Below are 17,241 nucleotides of genomic sequence, written 5' to 3'. Positions count from 1 at the left end.
CCGCTGCCAACTCACGCGGCAGAGGCCTCTGTCGCCAGCGCAGCGAATACCGTTTCCGGCGAATGGGCGATGACCGCCAGAAGCGCCCGTGCCGGTCCGCGCGGGGCTCGCTTGCCCTGCTCCCAATTGCGGATCGTCTCCACGGGCACACCGAGCTTGGCGGCGAATTCGAGCTGGGTCAGATGCGATCGGCGGCGCAGGTCGCGCACCGTGAGCGACCCGGTCGGCGTCTCGGGCGCGAGCGGGAACTCCTGCCCGTCTCGCAGCTCGACGATCCGTCCATCCGCTTTCAGCCGCAGGCGCTTCATGGTCTGCTCCGGAAAGCCGCATTGTGGGCGAACCGACTTAAGGCCCGATTAACGCTAAGCGAGGCGCTAGTTCAGGCCGAACCACAAAGTGGCGATGCCGAGGAAGCAGAAGAAGCCAACCACGTCCGTGATCGTGGTAACGAAGGTGCCGGACGCAACGGCCGGATCGGCTCGCACCCGTTCAAGCACCATCGGGATCAAAATCCCGCCGAGCGCACCGGCAACCAGGTTGCAGACGATGGCGAGCCCGATCACCACGCCAAGGCCCGGAATCTTGAACCAGGCGACCGCGGCGATGCCGGTGATGACGGCGAAGGCAAGACCGTTGACGAGGCCCACCATGATCTCGCGCAGGATCACCCGGGCGGCGTTGTAGGATCCGAGCTCGCGGGTGGCCAGCGCGCGCACCGCGACGGTCATGGTCTGGGTCGCCGCATTGCCGCCCTGACTGGCGACGATCGGCGCCAGCACCGCAAGCGCCACCATCTTTTCGAGCTGGCCTTCGAACAGGCCGAGCACAGAGGACGCAAGAAAGGCGGTCGCGAGGTTGACCAGCAGCCAGTTGAATCGCCCTCGCGCGATCGTCCAGACATTGTCCGACAACTCTTCGTGGCGGGTGACGCCGCCGAGCGCCTTCAGGTCTTCGTCAGCCTCCTCCTCGATGACGTCGACGACGTCGTCGATGGTGATGACACCGACCAGCCGGTTTGTGGTGTCGACCACGGGCGCGGCCACCAGATTGTATTTGCCGAACATCCGCGCGACCTCTTCCTGGTCCTCCAGGGCGGAGACGCGGCGGCGATCTTCATCGATCAGGTCGGTGAGCGGCTCCGGGTCGCGGGAACGCAGCAGCACGTCGAGCGGTACCGCGCCCAGCCAGTGCCCGTCGCCGTCGACGACGTAAATCTCGTAGAACCGGTGCGGCAGGTCCGGCGTGTTGCGCATGTGGTCGAGTGTCTGCCCCACCGTCCAAGCGGGCGGCACCGCGATGAACTCGGTCTGCATCCGCCGGCCGGCGGAGTTGTCCGGATACAGCAGGCTGCGCTCGAGCTCAGCGCGCTCGGACGGCGGAAGCCTGTCGAGGATCTCCTCCTTGTCCTCCTCGTCGAGACCTTCGAGAAGCTCGATCGCATCATCGGATTCCAGCTCGCGGACGCCTTCCGCGACGGTCTCCGGCTCGAGCTCTTCGAGGATTTCCTCGCGCACGGCATCGTCGACCTCGTTCAGTGCCGAGAAGTCGAAATCGGTGCCGGTGATCTCGACGAGGCTGACGCGGTCTTCCGGCGCGAGCGCGGCGATGAGATCGCCGAGATCCGCCTCATGAAGTTCCGCCACCACCTCGCACAGGAACGGCCGGTCGGCAGTGTGGATCGCGCTCGCGATATTTTCGACGAATTCGTGGCGGAGCTGCCCCTCCTCGTCCCGCATTGGCAACCGATCGAGGATGGATGCTTCGGCGGGATGGGCAGCGTCGATTTTCTCGGCCATGCCGCGCCTCACCGTTTGACAGAAGGTAGGAACTCGTCTGAGTTATCGTCGCACGCATTACCCAATCGGCTGCGTCCCGCGCAATGCCAAATATCGCCAACCGCGAAGAACAGGTGTGCTTATGAGATCGTTCGGTGCAGCCATTCTTGCCCTGCTCGCGTGGAGCGGCGCGGCGCACGCCGCCGACGAATGCCCGCGCAAGGATGCGCTCGGAACGTCGCGCGTCCTGACCGTCGATCCCGCGAGCTATCCGCGCGTTGGCACCAAGAGCTTTCCGGACACGCTCCCCCTGCAGGATCACGAGGTGGTGTTGACGTTCGACGACGGGCCATGGCCATCAACCGACCGTAAGATCCTCGCGGCACTCGCTCACGAATGCGTGCGCGCGACCTTCTTCATGATCGGAAAGCCGGCCTCCGAGCATCCGGAGCTGGTCCGCCAGATCGCGGCACTCGGCCACACGATCGGCCATCACACATGGACGCATCACAACCTCAAATACATGAAACCGGACGACGCCATTGGCGAGATCGACAAGGGCATTGCCGCCGTCGAAACGGCGCTGCATGGGCGCGCGACCACGACGCCGAGCACGCCGTTCTTCCGCTTCCCCTATTTCGAGATGTCGCCGGAGACGCTCGCGAACCTGGAGAAGCGCGGCATCGCCGTGTTCGGCGCCGACCTCTGGGCGAGCGACTGGAACAAGATGACGCCGCAGGAGGAGCTGAAGCTTCTGACCGGGCGCCTGAACGCCGCCGGCAAGGGAATCATCCTGCTGCACGATCCCAAGACGCAGACCGCGGCGATGCTTCCGGCCTTCTTGCGCTATCTGCGCGATCACAATTACAGGATCGTGCATATCGTGCCGCCGGGCTCGAAAACCGTGTCGGATCAAACACATTGAACCAAAGCACAGCTGTGGGTTACAAAGCATTAAGGTAGCGTTCATGACGCCGCCTGTAAGGATTCGGCGTCGGACAAAGAGAATGCAGCCAGGGTGTTATGATCGGTAGCGTTGGCGAGGGATTTTGGAAGCGGTCATGGACTGCCCTCTCCCTGCTGATTCTGATCGGCGCGAGCAGCCAGTCCGCAATCGCGGCTGATTGTCCCCCTGATGCGCTCGGCACCTCGCGAACGCTGGTGGTCGATCCCCGCGAGCATCCCCGGATCGGCACCATGCAATATGCCGAGACCTTGCCGCTGGACGATCACGAAGTGGTGCTGACATTTGATGACGGCCCGCTGCCGAAATACAGCAACCAGGTGCTGGACATTCTTGCCAGCCAGTGCGTGAAGGCGACCTTCTTCATCATCGGCAGTCAGGCCAAAGCCAATCCGCAGGGTGTCCGCAAGCTCGTCGCCGCCGGCCACACCGTCGGCACGCACAGCCAGAACCATCCGCTGACCTTCAACAAGATGTCGATCGAGCAGGCCAAGCAGGAGGTCGATGCCGGCATCGCCTCGACGGTGGCCGCGCTTGGCGACGCGAGCAAGCTCGCGCCCTTCTTCCGCATTCCAGGGCTGCTGCGCGCCGAAGCGGTCGAGACCTATCTGGCGTCGCGTGGGATCCAGAACTGGAGCGCCGATTTCGTTGCCGACGATTGGCGCCATATCCCTCCGGCGCGCGTCTACGAGCTCGCAATCCAGCGGCTGGAGGAGAAGGGCAAAGGCATCCTGCTGTTGCACGACATCCAGCCGCGCACGGTGGCGGCGCTGCCGAAAATCCTGCAGGAGTTGAAGGCGCGCGGCTATCGGATCGTCCATGTGGTGCCGGCGACGCCGGAGCAGCCGGCCACGCCAACCGAACCTGTGCAATGGCTATTGCACCCGCCGATTGAGACCGTCGCAACGGTGCGCTGGCCGAAGATTGCGAATTTCGTGTTCGTCCAGACGCAGGAACTGCCCACCCCCGGGCTCTCGAATCTGGATTGGCGTGATCCAGGCCTATCCGATCGAGGACGCCGCCCGCGCGCCGCAATCGCCGCGCAGACGGCATGGCCGGAGCCATTACAGGTCTCCGAGAACAGCGGCCCGGCCCTGCCGGTCCCCGCCTCCTCCGTCTTCAGGATGCCCGAAGGCCTGCGTGTGACGTTGCTCGCGTCGCATTCACCCGCCAAACGGCCGCAACGGGTGGCAGCATCTCCTGAAGCCGCCAATGCGATGGGGCCGATTTCCGCGAGAGCCCGCACCATTGGCGCACGCCAGGCGCCGCATTCCCGGCATGCCGTGCATCAGAACCCGCAAGGAGGTCATGCGGGTCGTGGCGTCCCCAAGCATGCCGTGCAGGCGCAGCCGAACAGACGCGCACTTCAGGTCGCAAAGCGCTGAAGAGCGCGGCGCGGCGATTGCAGCGTCAGGCGCTCAATTCGTCACGATCTTGGCGATGCAGAGCAGAATGACGAGCGCCAGGAACAGCAGGTCGATATAGGACTTGATCTCGCCGGCATGACGCAGCTCGGTGACGGCACCGACGATCTGCTTGCGTGAGGCTGTCGAACTTGGTCCCTCGACCACCGCCGTCCCAAGCCGACGCGTCTCCCCTTCCAGGCGTTCGATTCGCTGGAAGAAATAGAACGAACGCAAGGCGGACGCCGCATGCATCGCGGCATAAACCAGCACCAGAAGCGCGACGAGCGCGCGATGCTCGTATTTTTCCATGAAGTTGAGGCTGAAATAGACCAGCGCCAGGAACACGAAATTGGAGACGAAGCGATAGATGTAGCTGAGCAGGATCATCCTGTTTTCCGGATTTCCGAATCGGGCGTGCGATCGGTGAGCGACGGCGCCCGTCGGGCTCGGAATCGCCGGCCCACGAGCTTCAACACCCTTAGCGTACGCCAAGGGTGTTACGGAAAGCCATCGACCGACCTCGGTTGCGGAAAATTTGTCGCCGCGCCAGAGCGGACAACGTAGACGTTCTCCGGCTACCTCGGCTCAACCTGCAGGATGCGAATGTACGCGTCGAGGACGGGGCGCGACGTCGTTTCAGGATGCCGCGCCTCGGCCCGATTATGGCTGCATCCGACGGCGGCGTTCGGCGATCAATTGCTTTGCCTCGTCCATCGTCATCTCGCCCGCCGAGCACCTGGTAGGCGCTATCAGGGTTTTGGGCTCGGCCGTCGTCACCGCTCCGTTTCTTTTCGAGGGTTGGATTCGGCGTGGGAGAGCCGTCGCCACCGCCAAAGCCAAGAAACTCGACCAGGATCACCGATGGGCGGTCGTTGTTCGACTGCGTTGGAGCGGCGCTTAGCTGAGTGGCGGCAGTGGCGTTCCCCGCCGAGCTCAGCGCGGCAACCGGCGGTGCGTGCACGACCGGAATTCCGGTCGCGCGGCCCTGGACCTGGATATTCGCCGCGTTCACGATCTGCAACGCGGCAAGATTGACGTTGCCCGAGGCCCGGATGCCGGCTTCGCCAGCGTCGATAGTGCCGAGCGGCGCGATCAGATCGACGTTGCCGGGCTGCACCTCCGGGATCGGATTCAGTCTCGCGATGCCGGCGCCTGTCGTAGGAAGGGTTGGAGACAACGTCACCCGTCCCTAACTGGCTACGCGTGTAACGGTTCTTATTGAGCCGCGCGTATCCGTACGGATGCCACCTGCGCAGACATCCGCAGAATGGCGGGCGCCTCACTGTTGGCTCCCGCTGATCTCAAGGAGCCGTTGTCGACTTTGCTGCCATTTCCTTCAGCACGCCCGCCATCGCTTCAATGACAGCCTTGGCCGATTCACCGATACCGTGCCGACGCGTGATATAGGCCGGATCATTGTAGGAAAGGAAAGTCTTGCCATCCTCGTCCTGCCAGACCAGCGCCTTCAACGGCAGATCGATGCCGATCGTCTGCACCGATTGCATCAGCGGAGTGCCGGCCTTCGCCGCGCCGAAGATCAGAAGATTCGTCGGCCGCGGTGGCAGGCCGACCGCAGCAGCGCCAGCACTGTGGTCGATATGGCTAAATACCGCCATGCCCCTGGTACGAACCTCCGCTTCAAACCGGTGCATCGTTTCTTCCGGGCCAAAGCTGCTGGGCAGCGTGATCAATCCATCAGCGGACATTGCATGCTCTCCTGATAACGAAATCGTTGTGATCAACACAAAGACGGCAGTCCTTAAGAAGCCCATTCTCACTTCTTCCCGAACAGCTTGGCCGGATCGAACTCCGGCTCCGGAACGAAACCATCGCGGTTCGGCATCCTGATTTTTGGTAGGCTGTCGCGATCGAGCTTGGCGTCGGCAGGCAGAATGCGGTTCAAGTGAAGGATGTAAGCCGCGACGGCGTAGGTATCGTCGTTGCTTAGCGAACCCGGCGCCTGATAGGGCATTGCTCTGTGAATGTAATCGAAGAGCGTGGTGGCGTAGGGCCAAAAGCTGCCGACGGTCCTCACCGGTGCGTCTGAAGCCAACGTGCCCTGCCCTCCGACGAGACGGTCCTTGATGCCGCCGACGCCGTTGTCGCCATGGCAAGCGGCGCAGTTGTCGGCGAACACCTGCTTTCCTTGCGCCACGGTACCGCTGCCGGGCGGCAGTCCCTTGCCATCGGGCCTGACGTCGACATCCCATAGCGCGATCTCGCCGGGTGTCGCGGGACGGCCGAAATCATATGCAAGTACGGGAGAAGCGAGCGCGAGCGCAATAGCGCCAGTGAGGAGTGCCTTGCTAGTCGAGGACATTTCGAACCCTCCCGGTCTCTTCAATGCTCCAGGTCTGCTGCGCGTTCTAGTGAAAAGTTGCGTTGGTCCCGATTGCGCCGACAAAGGATTTCCGGTCGGGCTGGACATTGCCCTTATCGTCGGTCGCACGGCTGACGATCTTGGTCGGCTTACCGTCCCAGGTCCAATCCATCTGAAAGCGCGTTTGCGCCTTCGGCAATACCGGCAGATTTAGCTGCGCATCCTTCCAGCTCTTGGCGCCATCGCTCGAAATCTCGACCTTGCACGCTCTTCGCGCAGACCACGCACTCATTGCTCGTGAAAGGCGCGGTGAAAGCTGTCCCGAACTGGCTGCGTGATGTAGCGGAAGAAGCTTCGCTCCCCAAGCTGCACCATCGCCTCCACCGGCATTCCCGGCGTGAGGCGGACGTTGGGAAGATGAACAAGCTGGTCCTGATCGATCAGGATCTGCACTTTATAGTAGTTGCTTTTTGTCTGCTCATCGGCGGTGACGTCGGAGGCGACGAAAGTGACGCGGCCCGCAACGAACGGTACGAGGCGCTGCTTGAACGCGGGGAGACGCACCTGTGCTTCAAGGCCGGGATACACGACATCGATATCGTTGGGCGAAAGTTTCACGTTGGCCACCAGCCGGTCGCGCGATGGCAGTAGTTCCATGACCGTATCGCCGGGCTTGACGACAGCGCCATTGTTGAACACCCTCATGCCAAGGACCGTGCCGTCCTCGGGCGCCACCACATCGCGACGCACGGCGACATCCTGCGCGGCGCGCAATTTGTCGTCCACCTCGTTCAGCCTGATACGGGCCTCCCGTATGTCGTTCGAGACATCTTGTAGCCGCTGGTCTTGAATCTGCTGCATGGATGAACGAGATTCCGCGATCGTTGCCCGCGCGCGTTGGATCTGTCCGCTCAGGTCACCCAGTGTCCCTTCCAATCCGGCTTGGTTTCGCTGCAAGGCCAGCACGACGGACAGCGTCGCCAAGCCCTTTGTCAACAACCCCTGCTTGATCTCGGCCTCGTGCCGTATCAGTTCGAGCTGTTGCCGGGTGGCTCGCTGCTGCTGTTCTGCCGATTCAATCACGCCAAGTTGCTGATCGACCCGGTCTCGCAGCACGGCGACCTGGCTTTTCAAGCTGACCGTGCGCGCTTCGAACAGCGCGCGCTGCCCGCTGACCACATCGGCGGCGCGCTGGGCGTCGAAGCCTTGCCCGCTCGCCGCCGCCAGCAGATCGTCAGGAAAGCTTATATCGCTCCTTCCGGCTGTCTCCGCATCCAGTCTGGCCAATTTTGCAAGCAATGCCCAGCGCTCGGCTCGCGCCGTCTCGGCCGTCGCGCTCGCCTGCACGTCGTTCAGTCGCATCAACACCTGACCGGCAAGCACATGATCGCCCTCGCGCACGAGCAGTTCCTGAACCGATCCCCCCTCCTGGTTCGCAATGACGCGACGCTGCCCCTCGACCTCGATCAAACCATTCGCGATCGCCGCTTCCGCCAGCGGAGCGGAGACGGACCAGACGCTGAAGCCGCCGATGAAGACCGCCATGGCCATCAATCCGAGCAGGATCACGCCGCGTGTTGACGGATGAGGCGCCTCCATCAATGGTGGCGCAGGCGACGCGATCGATCGGCCGTGGCCGTCAGCGACGACGGCTCGCCCGGATGGAGAGGTGAGAGCGCGGGTCATGATGCAACACGGTTCTGTTCGCGTCGGGCGGGTACGGCGGCTCTGGCGATGCGGGGTTCGCTGAGTTCTGGGCGGTTGTCAGGCGCCGGGGCGACGACGCGGTTCAGGATCTCGGCCCGCGGTCCAAACATTTCTGCCGCTCCATCCCGCATCAGCAAGACTAGGTCGACATGCTGCACCAAGCGCGGACGGTGCGAGACCAGAATCACCGTGGTGCCGCGCGCCTTGAGCTTCCGTAATGTGTCGGCCAGATTGGCCTCGGAATCGCCGTCGAGATTGCTGTTGGGTTCATCCAACACCACGAATTTCGGATTGCGGAACAGTGCGCGGGCCAAGCCGATCAGCTGCCGCTGCCCGCCGGACAGATACTGCCCGTTCTCGCCGATCTCGGTGTCGTAGCCGCACGGAAGCCGCAAGATCATGTCGTGACAGCCCGCAAGCTGCGCGGCCTGGTAAACCTGCTCGGGCGTCGCCTCTCCCATCCGTGCAATGTTGCGGAATACCGAACCCTCGAACAGCTCGACGGATTGCGGCAGATAGCCGACGTAGCGGCCGAAATCCTCACGCATCCAGCGATGGACGTCGGCGCCATCGAGGCGCACGGTGCCGGCGCTTGGCGCAAGCGTGCCGATCAGCATCTTGATCAGCGTGGTCTTGCCGGCCGCCGAGGGGCCGATGACGGCAAGACTGTCACCTGGGGATAGCGCGAACTGCACGCCTTTGACGATCGGGGACGTCGAACCCGGCAAGCCGTACGTGACACGCTCCACCGACAGGCGACCGACCGGGGCCGGCAATGGCCGTCCGGGCGGACGAAGACGAGGCTGGCGAAGAAAATGCTGCAAGCGAAAGAAAGCTTGCCGGGCCTGGACAAGCTGCTTCCAGCCGCCGATCAGCATTTCCACCGGCGCAAGTGCCCGGCCCATGATGATCGAGCCGGCAACAGCCACGCCCGATGTCAGCTCATGCTGCAGCACCAGATAGCCGCCCGCGCCAAGTACGGCGATCTGCACCGAGAGGCGCGCGAACTTGGCCATTGCCAGCAGAACGGAGGCTCGCTGCGCCGCGCGCCGCTGCGGCGGCAGCACTTCGGCCACCGCCTCCTGCCAGCGGCGCATCACCGCCGGCAACATGCCCATGCTGTCAATCACTTCCGCATTGCGCGCGATGCTGTCGGCGCGACGTTGCGAATTAGCCGCCGCAACATTTGCCTCCTTCATCAGCCGCGACGTGGTCAGTTCGTTCAGCAAGGTGAGAGTGAAAAGGACGATCGCTCCTGCCGTCGCGATGCAACCCAGCACCGGATGCAGGACGAAGATCACGGCGAGAAAAATCAGCACCCAGGGAAGGTCGTAGAGGGCAAGCAAAGCAGGCGAGCCGAGATAGCCGCGGCAAATGGCGAGATCGCGTAGTGCCTCCATGCGATAGGAATGACCGGCGAGCACGCTCTCCATCGCTCTCGCAAAGCCCTCCGGCGCGGCCTTCTGCTCGACCCAGGTTGCAACGCGCTGCAGGGTCTGATTGCGCGAGATTTCCAGAATAGCCAGCAACAGGATGGACACACCCGCGATCAGCGACAGATAGAGAAGCGTATCGACATTGTGCGTCGTCAGCACGCGGTCGAAAATCTGCATCATGTAGATCGGGATGGTGAGCTGCAGCAGATTGACCACGCCGCTGAACAGGCCCACCGCCAGCAGCTGAATCTTGCAACAGCCGATGGCGAGGCTGAGGATTGTCTCGCTTTCCTCATGTGGATCGACCACCGCAAGCTTCGACATCGGCTTCATATGCGGCGCCCCACTTTTCCAATTCTGATGTCTTCGTCGTGACATTCGAGTCTCGGCGCTCCTGCCGTATCTGACAGGCACGTCGCGACTTCAAAACCCATCCAGTACGGTCGTCCTTCCCAAACAGGAGGGCGACCGTATTTGGCAGAAGCGCGGCTAGGTCGCTTCGAGGACAGGCAATCCTGAGTGGACTTAGCTCAGGACAAAGTCGTGGTGAGAGAGGTCCGCGGCATGGACGCCCTGGAATGTCACGTCCCCAGCGGCGCCGAGGTCTAGAACGGCGCCGTTGGCGGTGTCATGCACGTGCGCAAGCGCATCAAAATTCGGGCCGAAGCCCGACAAATTGATCACGTCGTTGTTCACGTCGAAGTCCGTGATAACGTCGTGCCCGGCTTGCGACATCTGGAAGGTGAAGGTATCGGCACCGCCGTTGCCCGTCATAGTGTCGTTGCCCACACCGCCATCGATGCGGTCCGCGCCGCTGCCTCCGATGATGATGTCGTTGCCTTCGTCGCCGAAGAGCTTGTCAGACACCGTACTGCTGCCTGAACTGGCTGCCTGGATGAAGTCGTTTCCGGCATCGCCGTGGATCTCAGCAGCGGCCTCCCCGCCGAGCGGCGGATTGAAGGCGAGTTCACCGGTGATCCTGTCGTTGCCGGCTCCCCCATGAACCACGTCACCGAACGTTTCGGTCCACTGTACGATATCGTCGCCGTCACCCGCATCGGCGAAGCCGTGCTCACCCATATGATCGATCACGTCGTTGCCAAGGCCGCCGAATATCTGATCATGGCTGCCGCCGCCGCTGATGTGATCGTCGCCGTCACCGCCATCAAGGATGTCGGCGCCGGCATTTCCAGTGATGGTGTCGTTTCCGGTGCCGCCTTCGATATGGTCGCTGCCGTCACCGCCGGTCAGGGTGTCGTCGCCGGCATCACCGAAGATCTTGTCGCCCGCCGTGGCGTGCGCCGCGTCCGTCGTAAACGCGGAGATGATGTCGTTACCGTCGCCGCCATGGCTTTCATCGGACGCGGTATCGGAACCGGTGATCCGGTCATCGCCTCCGTCGCCGAAGACGGTGTCTCCGACCGCATCATTCCAGGAGATGACGTCATCGCCGGCGCCGGCATGAACGACATCGTGTCCCATCATCTGGTCGATGGTGTCGTTGCCGTCGCCACCGTAAACCAGGTCGTTGCCGGCCCCGGTGCTGATGTGGTCATTTCCCGACCCGCCATCGAGGTAGTCGTTGCCGCCTCCACCATTGATCGTGTCGTTTCCGGTACCGCCTTCGATGTGGTCCGCGGCATCGCCGCCGATCAACGTGTCATCGCCGCCGTCGCCGAACATCCGGTCGCCCGCCGTCGCATGTGCGGCATCCGTGGTGAAGGCCTGAATGAAATCGTCACCGTCGCCGCCGTGACTTTCATCGGACGCCGTGTCGGAACCGATGATCCTGTCGTTGCCGCCGTCGCCATAGACGGTGTCACCGACGGCATCGTTCCAGGAGATCGTGTCGTTCCCGTCGCCGGCGTGGACGACGTCATGGCCCGCCATCTGGTCGATGGTGTCGTTGCCATCGCCGCCAAACACCGTATCGTTGCCGGCACCGGTGCTGATGTGATCATCGCCGTTGCCGCCATCGAGGTAGTCGTTGCCACCTCCACCGTTGATGGTATCGTTTCCGGTGCCACCCTCGATGTGGTCGTTGCCGTCGCCGCCGATCAGGGTGTCATTGCCGGCATCACCGAAGATCTTGTCGCCTGCGGTGGCGTGCGCGGCGTCAGTCGTGAAGGCCTGGATGAAGTCGTTGCCGTCGCCGCCATGGCTCTCGTCGGCCGCGGGGTCGGAACCGATGATCCGGTCGTTGCCCTCATCGCCGAAGACAACATCACCGACCTTGTCGTTCCACGAGATCAGATCGTCGCCCGCACCTGCGTGTACGACGTCGTGACCGGCCATCTGATCGATCGTATCGATGCCGTCACCGGCGAACACGACATCGTTGCCCGCTCCGGTGCTGATGTGGTCGTTTCCCGATCCGCCTTCAAGAAGATCGTTGCCGTTGCCGCCGGTGATGACGTCGTTGCCCGCGCCGCCGAGGACATGATCGTCACCATCACCGCCGTTGAGCGTATCATCACCGTCATCGCCTGACAGCGTATCGTTGCCGCCGTTGCCGTCAATCGTATCGTTGCCCGCAAGGCCGAAGATATGATCCGGCCCATCGGTGCCGGTCAGGATATCGTCGCCGTTGGTTCCCGTGAGATTGGACATGAGGCATTCTCCCTTTCAGATGTGGGCCTCAGCTTCACATGCGGGGCCTCGGCGAGTTGCAGGTTGACAAAGAATCCTGCGGGCCCTGAACCGACGCCCTCACGTGTTCGTATGCTTTCTTTTCGGAGAGTTCAGGGCGATATGGCTGCATCTGTAATGCGAGGAGCGGATCGCTGTAACCAAACTGTAACGTCGCCCTCAGCGCGCGAGCCGAGAGTCTCATCGATCGGGATGCAAACACCCAATCCAGATGACCCTTCCTAAATCCGCGAAGCATCGATGGACCACTGAAGCCGTACCGCTCCGCTCGATCAGAGCTGCAGCAGCGGTCCGCTAAGGACGCCGCAAGATTCGTACAGCCGTTGTACCGCCCTCTCCGAGCTTGGCCGGAGCCCCCATTGCCGTACCCGGCATACGATTCCAATTTGGCTGACATTCCCGACGGCGGCTTGAAGCCTTAGGCATACTCAAGGAGCAAGCGATACTTTTGGGCATAACCTAGTCCCGGAATGGCACCCACTGCATTTCCTTCTCTCGGGATGCCGGCTTCTTCTCAGCCTTTCGCTGTCGGGGCGGTCGACAACGCTTCTCGGATCTGGTCCGCGACCGATGTCGTCAGGCTTGCTCGCGCAAGCCCAAGTGGAATGGTTCGCTCAGTCAAGGAGCGATACAATTCACCGGCGTTAGGGCTGAAGAGGTCTATCGCGGCTATGTGCCGTCGCACCGTGCCGACATCGCCTCTCGCGACGCAGCCGCCCATTCCCTTGGCCAGGCTGCTGCTGGTGACCGCCGAGGTGGTTCCGGCGAGAAGCGGCAGCAGGGCGTTCAAGGCGTCACGTTCGCTGGCGCCGAAGGACTTCCAGATCGACACGGCCTCCGAAAGCAGCGCGATGAAGAAAGGGCCAACGTAATAGACCGAGGCATGGTAGATCGCGCGTTGTCCTCGGGGTACCTCCACGGTGGTGCAGCCGATGTCGCCGGCCAGCCGCTTGAGCGTCTCGAGGAATGCGGGTTCGGCGGCCTCCACGCCGACCGTCACGCCCGGCAAGCCCCGCAGAGCGACGGCCGGATCGGTAAACATCTGCAGCGGGTGGAAGCCACCTATCGTCGCGCCGTCCGATTTCGCCTTCGCCAACGCTTCAATGTCGGTCGCGCCGCTGCAGTGGACGACCTTATGATGCGACTGCCAGGCGATGCCGTCGGCGACGCGCGCGATGGCATCGTCCGATACGGTCAGCCAGACGAAGTCGCACGTGTCCGCCACCGCCTGCGCGCTCGCCAGCGCACGCAGCCCCTCGACTTCCTGCTGCATTTGGAGCGCGCCCTCGCCGCCCCGGCTCCAGGCGGCGGCCACCTGATGCCCCGCCCGACTGAAGGCTTGTGCGAGCGTGCGTCCGACGCTGCCGCACCCGATGAATCCGAATTTTGCGCTGGGCATCCCGATCAGCTCCGGAACGAGGCATCGAGCCGGTCGAGTTTGCGCAGCAGGGCCGCCCATTCGAGCGAACCGTACCCGCCCGAATTCCGCCTCGCGCCTTCGTTGAGCGTGGGGTTCGTGTCCGCTTCATTGAGCAGCGTGATCTCGCTGCCGGAGAAGCACGTCACCGTGTTCTCGATCGCGGCGGGAGACGGCTGATGGACCGGCCGGTTGCAGGCCAGAAGATCGACCTGGATCCGGCAAGCGTTCTCGAGCCAGTAGATGGCGTTGAAGGCCTGCGGGATCGTCCGGCCACAGGCGAGCAGCCCATGATTGCGCAGCAGGAGCACGTCGTGTTCGCCCAGATCGCGGACGACGCGATCGCACTCCTCGCCGCCGATCGCCGGTCCTTCGAATTCGTGGTAGCCGACCCGACCGTGGAAGCGCATCGCGGTCTGGGACAACGGGAGCAAGCCTTCGCTCAGACCGCTGACGGCGGTGCCGGCGCGGGTGTGCGTGTGGATGATGCAGTGAAGGTCCGGTCGCGCCCTGTGGATGGGAGCGTGCAGATAGAAGCCCGCGACGTTGACGTTGTAGCCGTGATCGGGTTGCAGGAGCGTGTTGCCGTCGACGTCGATCTTGATGAGGTTCGACGCCGTGATCTCTTCGTACAGCATCCCGTACGGGTTGATGAGATAGCTTCCTTCCTCGCCCGGAACGCCGCACTGATGTGGTTGTAGATCAGGTCCGTCATTCCAAAGACGGCCATCAATCGGTAGCAGGCGGCGAGATCGATCCGGGTCTGCCACTCATCGAGCGAGACCGCCGACTTGATGTCGGCGAGGGAAAGCACCTTCATGTTGCCCATCTGTGTTGTCCTTTCCAAGTGAACCGACGCGTTACCGCGTCCATTGATCGGGCGAAGCAGTCGGCCGATGGCCGCGGGAGCCCCCGTCGGCCCCTCGCTCTTCGGCCGCTCAGGACTTCTTCAGAGAGACGGCTTCCACCGCACCGGTCGCGGGACGCTCTCGCTCGAGCAGGGGGTTGTCCGGCTTCGCGACCGCGGCGAGGCATAGATCCGCGATGGAATCCGCGAACTCTTCGGTCTGCACCGGGACGCCGCTGGCTCCGGGCGCGAGAACGCTGATCAGACCTTCCATGAAGGCTCCGACGAGGCAGGTTGCGGCGACCCTGACGTCGACCTTGCGGAATTCGTCGGCGGCGAGGCCTTCCTTGATAATGGTCTCGAAGACGCGCGCGACGGCAAGTCGATACTTCAGTCGCGTGCTTTCCACTTCCGGATCGATCGGCTCGAAGATAAGGCCGTAGGCGAGGCGCTTGCCGCGCACGGCTCGCAGCACGAAAGTGCGGACCGCGTCCCTCACCTTCTGCGACGGCTCTCCTTCCGCGACGGCGATCCCCGATAGAACGTCGACCTCGCGCTGCGAAACCGTGCTGACGATGGTGGCGCAGAGATCCGCACGTGACGGGAAGTATCGATAGATCGTTCCGACCGCGACGTCGGCTGCGGCCGCGACCGCGTTCATCTGAAGCTCCTGGAATCCGCCATCCATCACGACGCCGCGCGCGGCCCGCAGGATATGCGTCTTCTTGTCGAGGGAACGGACCTGTCTAGTCGCCATCTCGTCACCCGAAGATGAAGTTGAATTCATTTTCATCTTGATTTGGAAATCGATCGGTGTCAAGAGATGATGTAATTTCGCGTGAAAATCAGCGCTTTTGAGCCGATCTGAAACTGAACAATCGCTTCAGTTTGGTGGACTTTCCGACCCTGCCTGAGGGTCGGTTCGGTTTCGAGAATGCTCGCCAACGCAGCGAGCCACGAACCTAGGAACGAATTGGAGGCGTCCCATGACCCAAGCACTCGAAGCTCCCGCCAGCCGTTACGGCACCCACAAGGTCCTAAACCAGGCCAAGCCCGCCGCCGGCTTCAATGCCTTTACCGGCGACGCCGTGCTGCGCGCCGCGATCGAGCGCGAGGCTCCTTGGGCCGCGGACCGCTGCGAGGCCCTCGGCGCGGTCGCGGGCGACGAGGATGTGCAGGAGCTCTCCCGCCTCGCCAACCGCCACTTGCCCGAACTGAAGACCCACGATCGGTTCGGCAACCGCATCGACTGGGTCGACTTCCATCCGAGCTGGCACGAACTGATGTCACTGGCGTGGAAGCATGAAGTACCGAACCTCGCCTGGCGCACCAACCAGAAGAACGGCCACTACGCCCGCGCCGTGCTGTCCTACGTCTGGAATCAGGTCGAACAAGGCACCGCCTGTCCGACCGGCATGGCTTACGCTTCGTACGCGGGCTTCGAGGCCGAGCCCGCGCTGGCGATCTGGGCGGAGAAGGTCAAGGGGACCGAATACGAATTCAGCCGCCGCGAGGTGAGCGAAAAGCCTTCGGTCGTGATCGGCTACGCCATGACCGAAAAGCAAGGCGGCTCCGATCTCCGCGAGACACAGACGACTGCTCGCTTCTCCCACTCCGAGGATTATCACGGCAAGACGGCGCACTGGTACGAACTGACCGGCCACAAGTGGTTCTGCTCGGTGCCGCAAAGCGACGGCTTCTTCACGCTCGCCAAGGTCAATGGCGGCGTGACCTGCTTCTTCCTGCCGCGTACGCTGCCCGACGGCAGCTACAACAACTTCTTTGTCCAGCGTCTGAAGGACAAGGCCGGCAACAAGAGCAACGCTTCCAGCGAAGTCGAGTACGCCGGCACCATGGCGATCCGCGTCGGCGAGGAAGGCCACGGTATCCGCGAGATACTTTCGCACGCGCACCTGACCCGCTTGGACTTCGCGATTGGCTCCGCCGGTCTGATGCGTCAGTCGCTGACGCTGACCCTGCAGCACACCACCACCCGTAGGGCGTTCGGCACCTCCATCGCGGACCGACCGATGATGACCAACGTGCTGGCCGACATGGCCGTCGAAGTCGAAGCTGCCACGCTTCTGGCGCTGCGCGTCGCAAAGGCGACAGACCAGATGAAGGCCTCCGAACACGAACGGCTGCTCGCCCGCGTAGCCACGCCGGCGGCCAAACTCTTCAATTGCTCGCGCGCCCCGTCCATCGCCTACGAAGCGCTCCAGTGTCATGGTGGGAACGGCTTCATCGAAGAAAATCCGATGGCGCGTCTCTACCGCGAAGCGCCGCTGAACAGCGTCTGGGAGGGCACGGCGAACATGATGTGCATGGATGTCCGTCGGGCGATGGCCAAGGACCCGCGCACGATCCAGGCACTCTTCGACGAGACCCGTCCCCTGCTCGGTCAGGACGCCCGCTTCGACGCGCTGGTCCTTCATACCGAAACACTGGTTCGCGAAGCCGTTGAGGACGAGTTCGTCGCCCGTCCGATGACCGAAGCGGTCGCACGCGTCCTGCAGGGTGCAGAGCTCCTGCGTCACAGCACGCAGGACGTCGTCGACCTCTTCCTCGCCACCCGCGCACCGAACGCATCGGGGTCATGGGGTTCGCATTACGGGACGCTGGCGTTCAGCGTCGACCAGGCGAAGGCGCAGAAAGTCATGCGCCGCGCCGTGGTCGTCGAATGAATTGAGGAACGTATGTGTACGCAACGAGTTTGATCG

16 protein-coding genes are annotated in these 17,241 nt (G+C 63.0%); 3 read left to right on the top strand and 13 right to left on the bottom strand.

Annotated elements, in window-relative coordinates; all coding sequences use genetic code 11:
• Positions 1-11: 11 nt before the first annotated feature.
• Both ACZIRK_RS14825 and mgtE read right to left on the bottom strand, forming a co-directional pair.
• Positions 12-308, bottom strand: coding sequence for a helix-turn-helix domain-containing protein (locus tag ACZIRK_RS14825; protein WP_028163986.1), 297 nt, complete (start codon positions 306-308; stop codon positions 12-14).
• A 66-nt stretch (positions 309-374) separates the two neighbouring features.
• Positions 375-1,796, bottom strand: coding sequence for a magnesium transporter (gene mgtE, locus ACZIRK_RS14820; protein WP_463327592.1), 1,422 nt, complete (start codon positions 1,794-1,796; stop codon positions 375-377).
• Between the two features lie 121 nt (positions 1,797-1,917).
• Between mgtE and ACZIRK_RS14815 the strand changes: the two genes are divergently transcribed.
• Both ACZIRK_RS14815 and ACZIRK_RS14810 read left to right on the top strand, forming a co-directional pair.
• Complete coding sequence (locus tag ACZIRK_RS14815) at positions 1,918-2,700, top strand: polysaccharide deacetylase family protein (RefSeq protein ID WP_208822305.1); 783 nt, start codon at positions 1,918-1,920, stop codon at positions 2,698-2,700.
• 98 nt (positions 2,701-2,798) lie between these two features.
• Positions 2,799-4,124 carry a polysaccharide deacetylase family protein gene (locus tag ACZIRK_RS14810; protein ID WP_130226532.1) on the top strand — a complete coding sequence of 442 codons (1,326 nt, stop codon included), beginning with the start codon at positions 2,799-2,801 and terminating at the stop codon, positions 4,122-4,124.
• A gap of 33 nt (positions 4,125-4,157) precedes the next feature.
• On the opposite strand, the gene ACZIRK_RS14805 is transcribed toward ACZIRK_RS14810, so the two are convergent.
• From ACZIRK_RS14805 to ACZIRK_RS14755, 11 genes are all read right to left on the bottom strand, one after another.
• Positions 4,158-4,532 (bottom strand): hypothetical protein, encoded by a 375-nt coding sequence (locus ACZIRK_RS14805; RefSeq protein WP_028163989.1) that lies wholly within the window; start codon positions 4,530-4,532, stop codon positions 4,158-4,160.
• A gap of 91 nt (positions 4,533-4,623) precedes the next feature.
• Positions 4,624-5,328: a filamentous haemagglutinin family protein gene (locus ACZIRK_RS14800; RefSeq protein ID WP_130226531.1), complete on the bottom strand. Its 705-nt coding sequence runs from the start codon at positions 5,326-5,328 to the stop codon at positions 4,624-4,626.
• 118 nt (positions 5,329-5,446) lie between these two features.
• Positions 5,447-5,851: a DUF302 domain-containing protein gene (locus tag ACZIRK_RS14795; RefSeq protein ID WP_463327591.1), complete on the bottom strand. Its 405-nt coding sequence runs from the start codon at positions 5,849-5,851 to the stop codon at positions 5,447-5,449.
• Positions 5,852-5,919: 68 nt separating this feature from the next.
• Entirely contained in the window at positions 5,920-6,465 is a 546-nt protein-coding gene (locus tag ACZIRK_RS14790; protein WP_130226529.1) for a c-type cytochrome, read from the bottom strand.
• A gap of 46 nt (positions 6,466-6,511) precedes the next feature.
• Entirely contained in the window at positions 6,512-6,757 is a 246-nt protein-coding gene (locus ACZIRK_RS14785) for a molybdopterin-binding protein (protein WP_245474762.1), read from the bottom strand.
• Entirely contained in the window at positions 6,754-8,151 is a 1,398-nt protein-coding gene (locus ACZIRK_RS14780) for an HlyD family type I secretion periplasmic adaptor subunit (protein ID WP_130226528.1), read from the bottom strand. The genes ACZIRK_RS14785 and ACZIRK_RS14780 overlap by 4 nt, the downstream gene beginning before the upstream one ends.
• Positions 8,148-9,941 carry a type I secretion system permease/ATPase gene (locus ACZIRK_RS14775; RefSeq protein WP_207231041.1) on the bottom strand — a complete coding sequence of 598 codons (1,794 nt, stop codon included), beginning with the start codon at positions 9,939-9,941 and terminating at the stop codon, positions 8,148-8,150. Before ACZIRK_RS14775 ends, ACZIRK_RS14780 begins: the two co-directional genes overlap by 4 nt.
• Positions 9,942-10,133: 192 nt before the next feature.
• Positions 10,134-12,218, bottom strand: coding sequence for a calcium-binding protein (locus ACZIRK_RS14770; protein ID WP_130226527.1), 2,085 nt, complete (start codon positions 12,216-12,218; stop codon positions 10,134-10,136).
• A 553-nt stretch (positions 12,219-12,771) separates the two neighbouring features.
• On the bottom strand, positions 12,772-13,656 hold the full coding sequence (locus ACZIRK_RS14765) for a Rossmann-like and DUF2520 domain-containing protein (protein ID WP_463327606.1): 885 nt from the start codon (positions 13,654-13,656) through the stop codon (positions 12,772-12,774).
• Between the two features lie 5 nt (positions 13,657-13,661).
• The gene (locus ACZIRK_RS14760; protein WP_349645088.1) at positions 13,662-14,312 is read right to left on the bottom strand and encodes a class II aldolase/adducin family protein; all 651 of its coding nucleotides are present in this window, start codon (positions 14,310-14,312) and stop codon (positions 13,662-13,664) included.
• Between the two features lie 300 nt (positions 14,313-14,612).
• Positions 14,613-15,278, bottom strand: coding sequence for a TetR/AcrR family transcriptional regulator (locus ACZIRK_RS14755; RefSeq protein ID WP_165435268.1), 666 nt, complete (start codon positions 15,276-15,278; stop codon positions 14,613-14,615).
• A 229-nt stretch (positions 15,279-15,507) separates the two neighbouring features.
• Between ACZIRK_RS14755 and ACZIRK_RS14750 the strand changes: the two genes are divergently transcribed.
• On the top strand, positions 15,508-17,205 hold the full coding sequence (locus ACZIRK_RS14750) for an acyl-CoA dehydrogenase family protein (protein ID WP_463327590.1): 1,698 nt from the start codon (positions 15,508-15,510) through the stop codon (positions 17,203-17,205).
• Positions 17,206-17,241: the final 36 nt, after the last annotated feature.

It is taken from the genome of Bradyrhizobium sp. Leo114 (assembly GCF_055229415.2).
The sequence above is the reverse complement of the archived record's forward strand: the minus strand, read 5'-3'. Positions and strand labels throughout refer to the sequence as shown.

Bases quoted from the DNA above. Each gene is read 5' to 3' on its own strand.
- ACZIRK_RS14805 (WP_028163989.1), bottom strand. From the start codon at position 4,532: ATGATCCTGCTCAGCTACATCTATCGCTTCGTCTCCAATTTCGTGTTC.
- ACZIRK_RS14750 (WP_463327590.1), top strand. From the start codon at position 15,508: ATGACCCAAGCACTCGAAGCTCCCGCCAGCCGTTACGGCACCCACAAG.
- ACZIRK_RS14775 (WP_207231041.1), bottom strand. From the start codon at position 9,941: ATGAAGCCGATGTCGAAGCTTGCGGTGGTCGATCCACATGAGGAAAGC.
- ACZIRK_RS14770 (WP_130226527.1), bottom strand. From the start codon at position 12,218: ATGTCCAATCTCACGGGAACCAACGGCGACGATATCCTGACCGGCACC.
- ACZIRK_RS14765 (WP_463327606.1), bottom strand. From the start codon at position 13,656: ATGCCCAGCGCAAAATTCGGATTCATCGGGTGCGGCAGCGTCGGACGC.
- ACZIRK_RS14815 (WP_208822305.1), top strand. From the start codon at position 1,918: ATGAGATCGTTCGGTGCAGCCATTCTTGCCCTGCTCGCGTGGAGCGGC.
- ACZIRK_RS14810 (WP_130226532.1), top strand. From the start codon at position 2,799: ATGATCGGTAGCGTTGGCGAGGGATTTTGGAAGCGGTCATGGACTGCC.
- mgtE (WP_463327592.1), bottom strand. From the start codon at position 1,796: ATGGCCGAGAAAATCGACGCTGCCCATCCCGCCGAAGCATCCATCCTC.
- ACZIRK_RS14795 (WP_463327591.1), bottom strand. From the start codon at position 5,851: ATGTCCGCTGATGGATTGATCACGCTGCCCAGCAGCTTTGGCCCGGAA.
- ACZIRK_RS14785 (WP_245474762.1), bottom strand. From the start codon at position 6,757: ATGAGTGCGTGGTCTGCGCGAAGAGCGTGCAAGGTCGAGATTTCGAGC.
- ACZIRK_RS14755 (WP_165435268.1), bottom strand. From the start codon at position 15,278: ATGGCGACTAGACAGGTCCGTTCCCTCGACAAGAAGACGCATATCCTG.
- ACZIRK_RS14760 (WP_349645088.1), bottom strand. From the start codon at position 14,312: ATGCTGTACGAAGAGATCACGGCGTCGAACCTCATCAAGATCGACGTC.
- ACZIRK_RS14825 (WP_028163986.1), bottom strand. From the start codon at position 308: ATGAAGCGCCTGCGGCTGAAAGCGGATGGACGGATCGTCGAGCTGCGA.
- ACZIRK_RS14780 (WP_130226528.1), bottom strand. From the start codon at position 8,151: ATGACCCGCGCTCTCACCTCTCCATCCGGGCGAGCCGTCGTCGCTGAC.
- ACZIRK_RS14790 (WP_130226529.1), bottom strand. From the start codon at position 6,465: ATGTCCTCGACTAGCAAGGCACTCCTCACTGGCGCTATTGCGCTCGCG.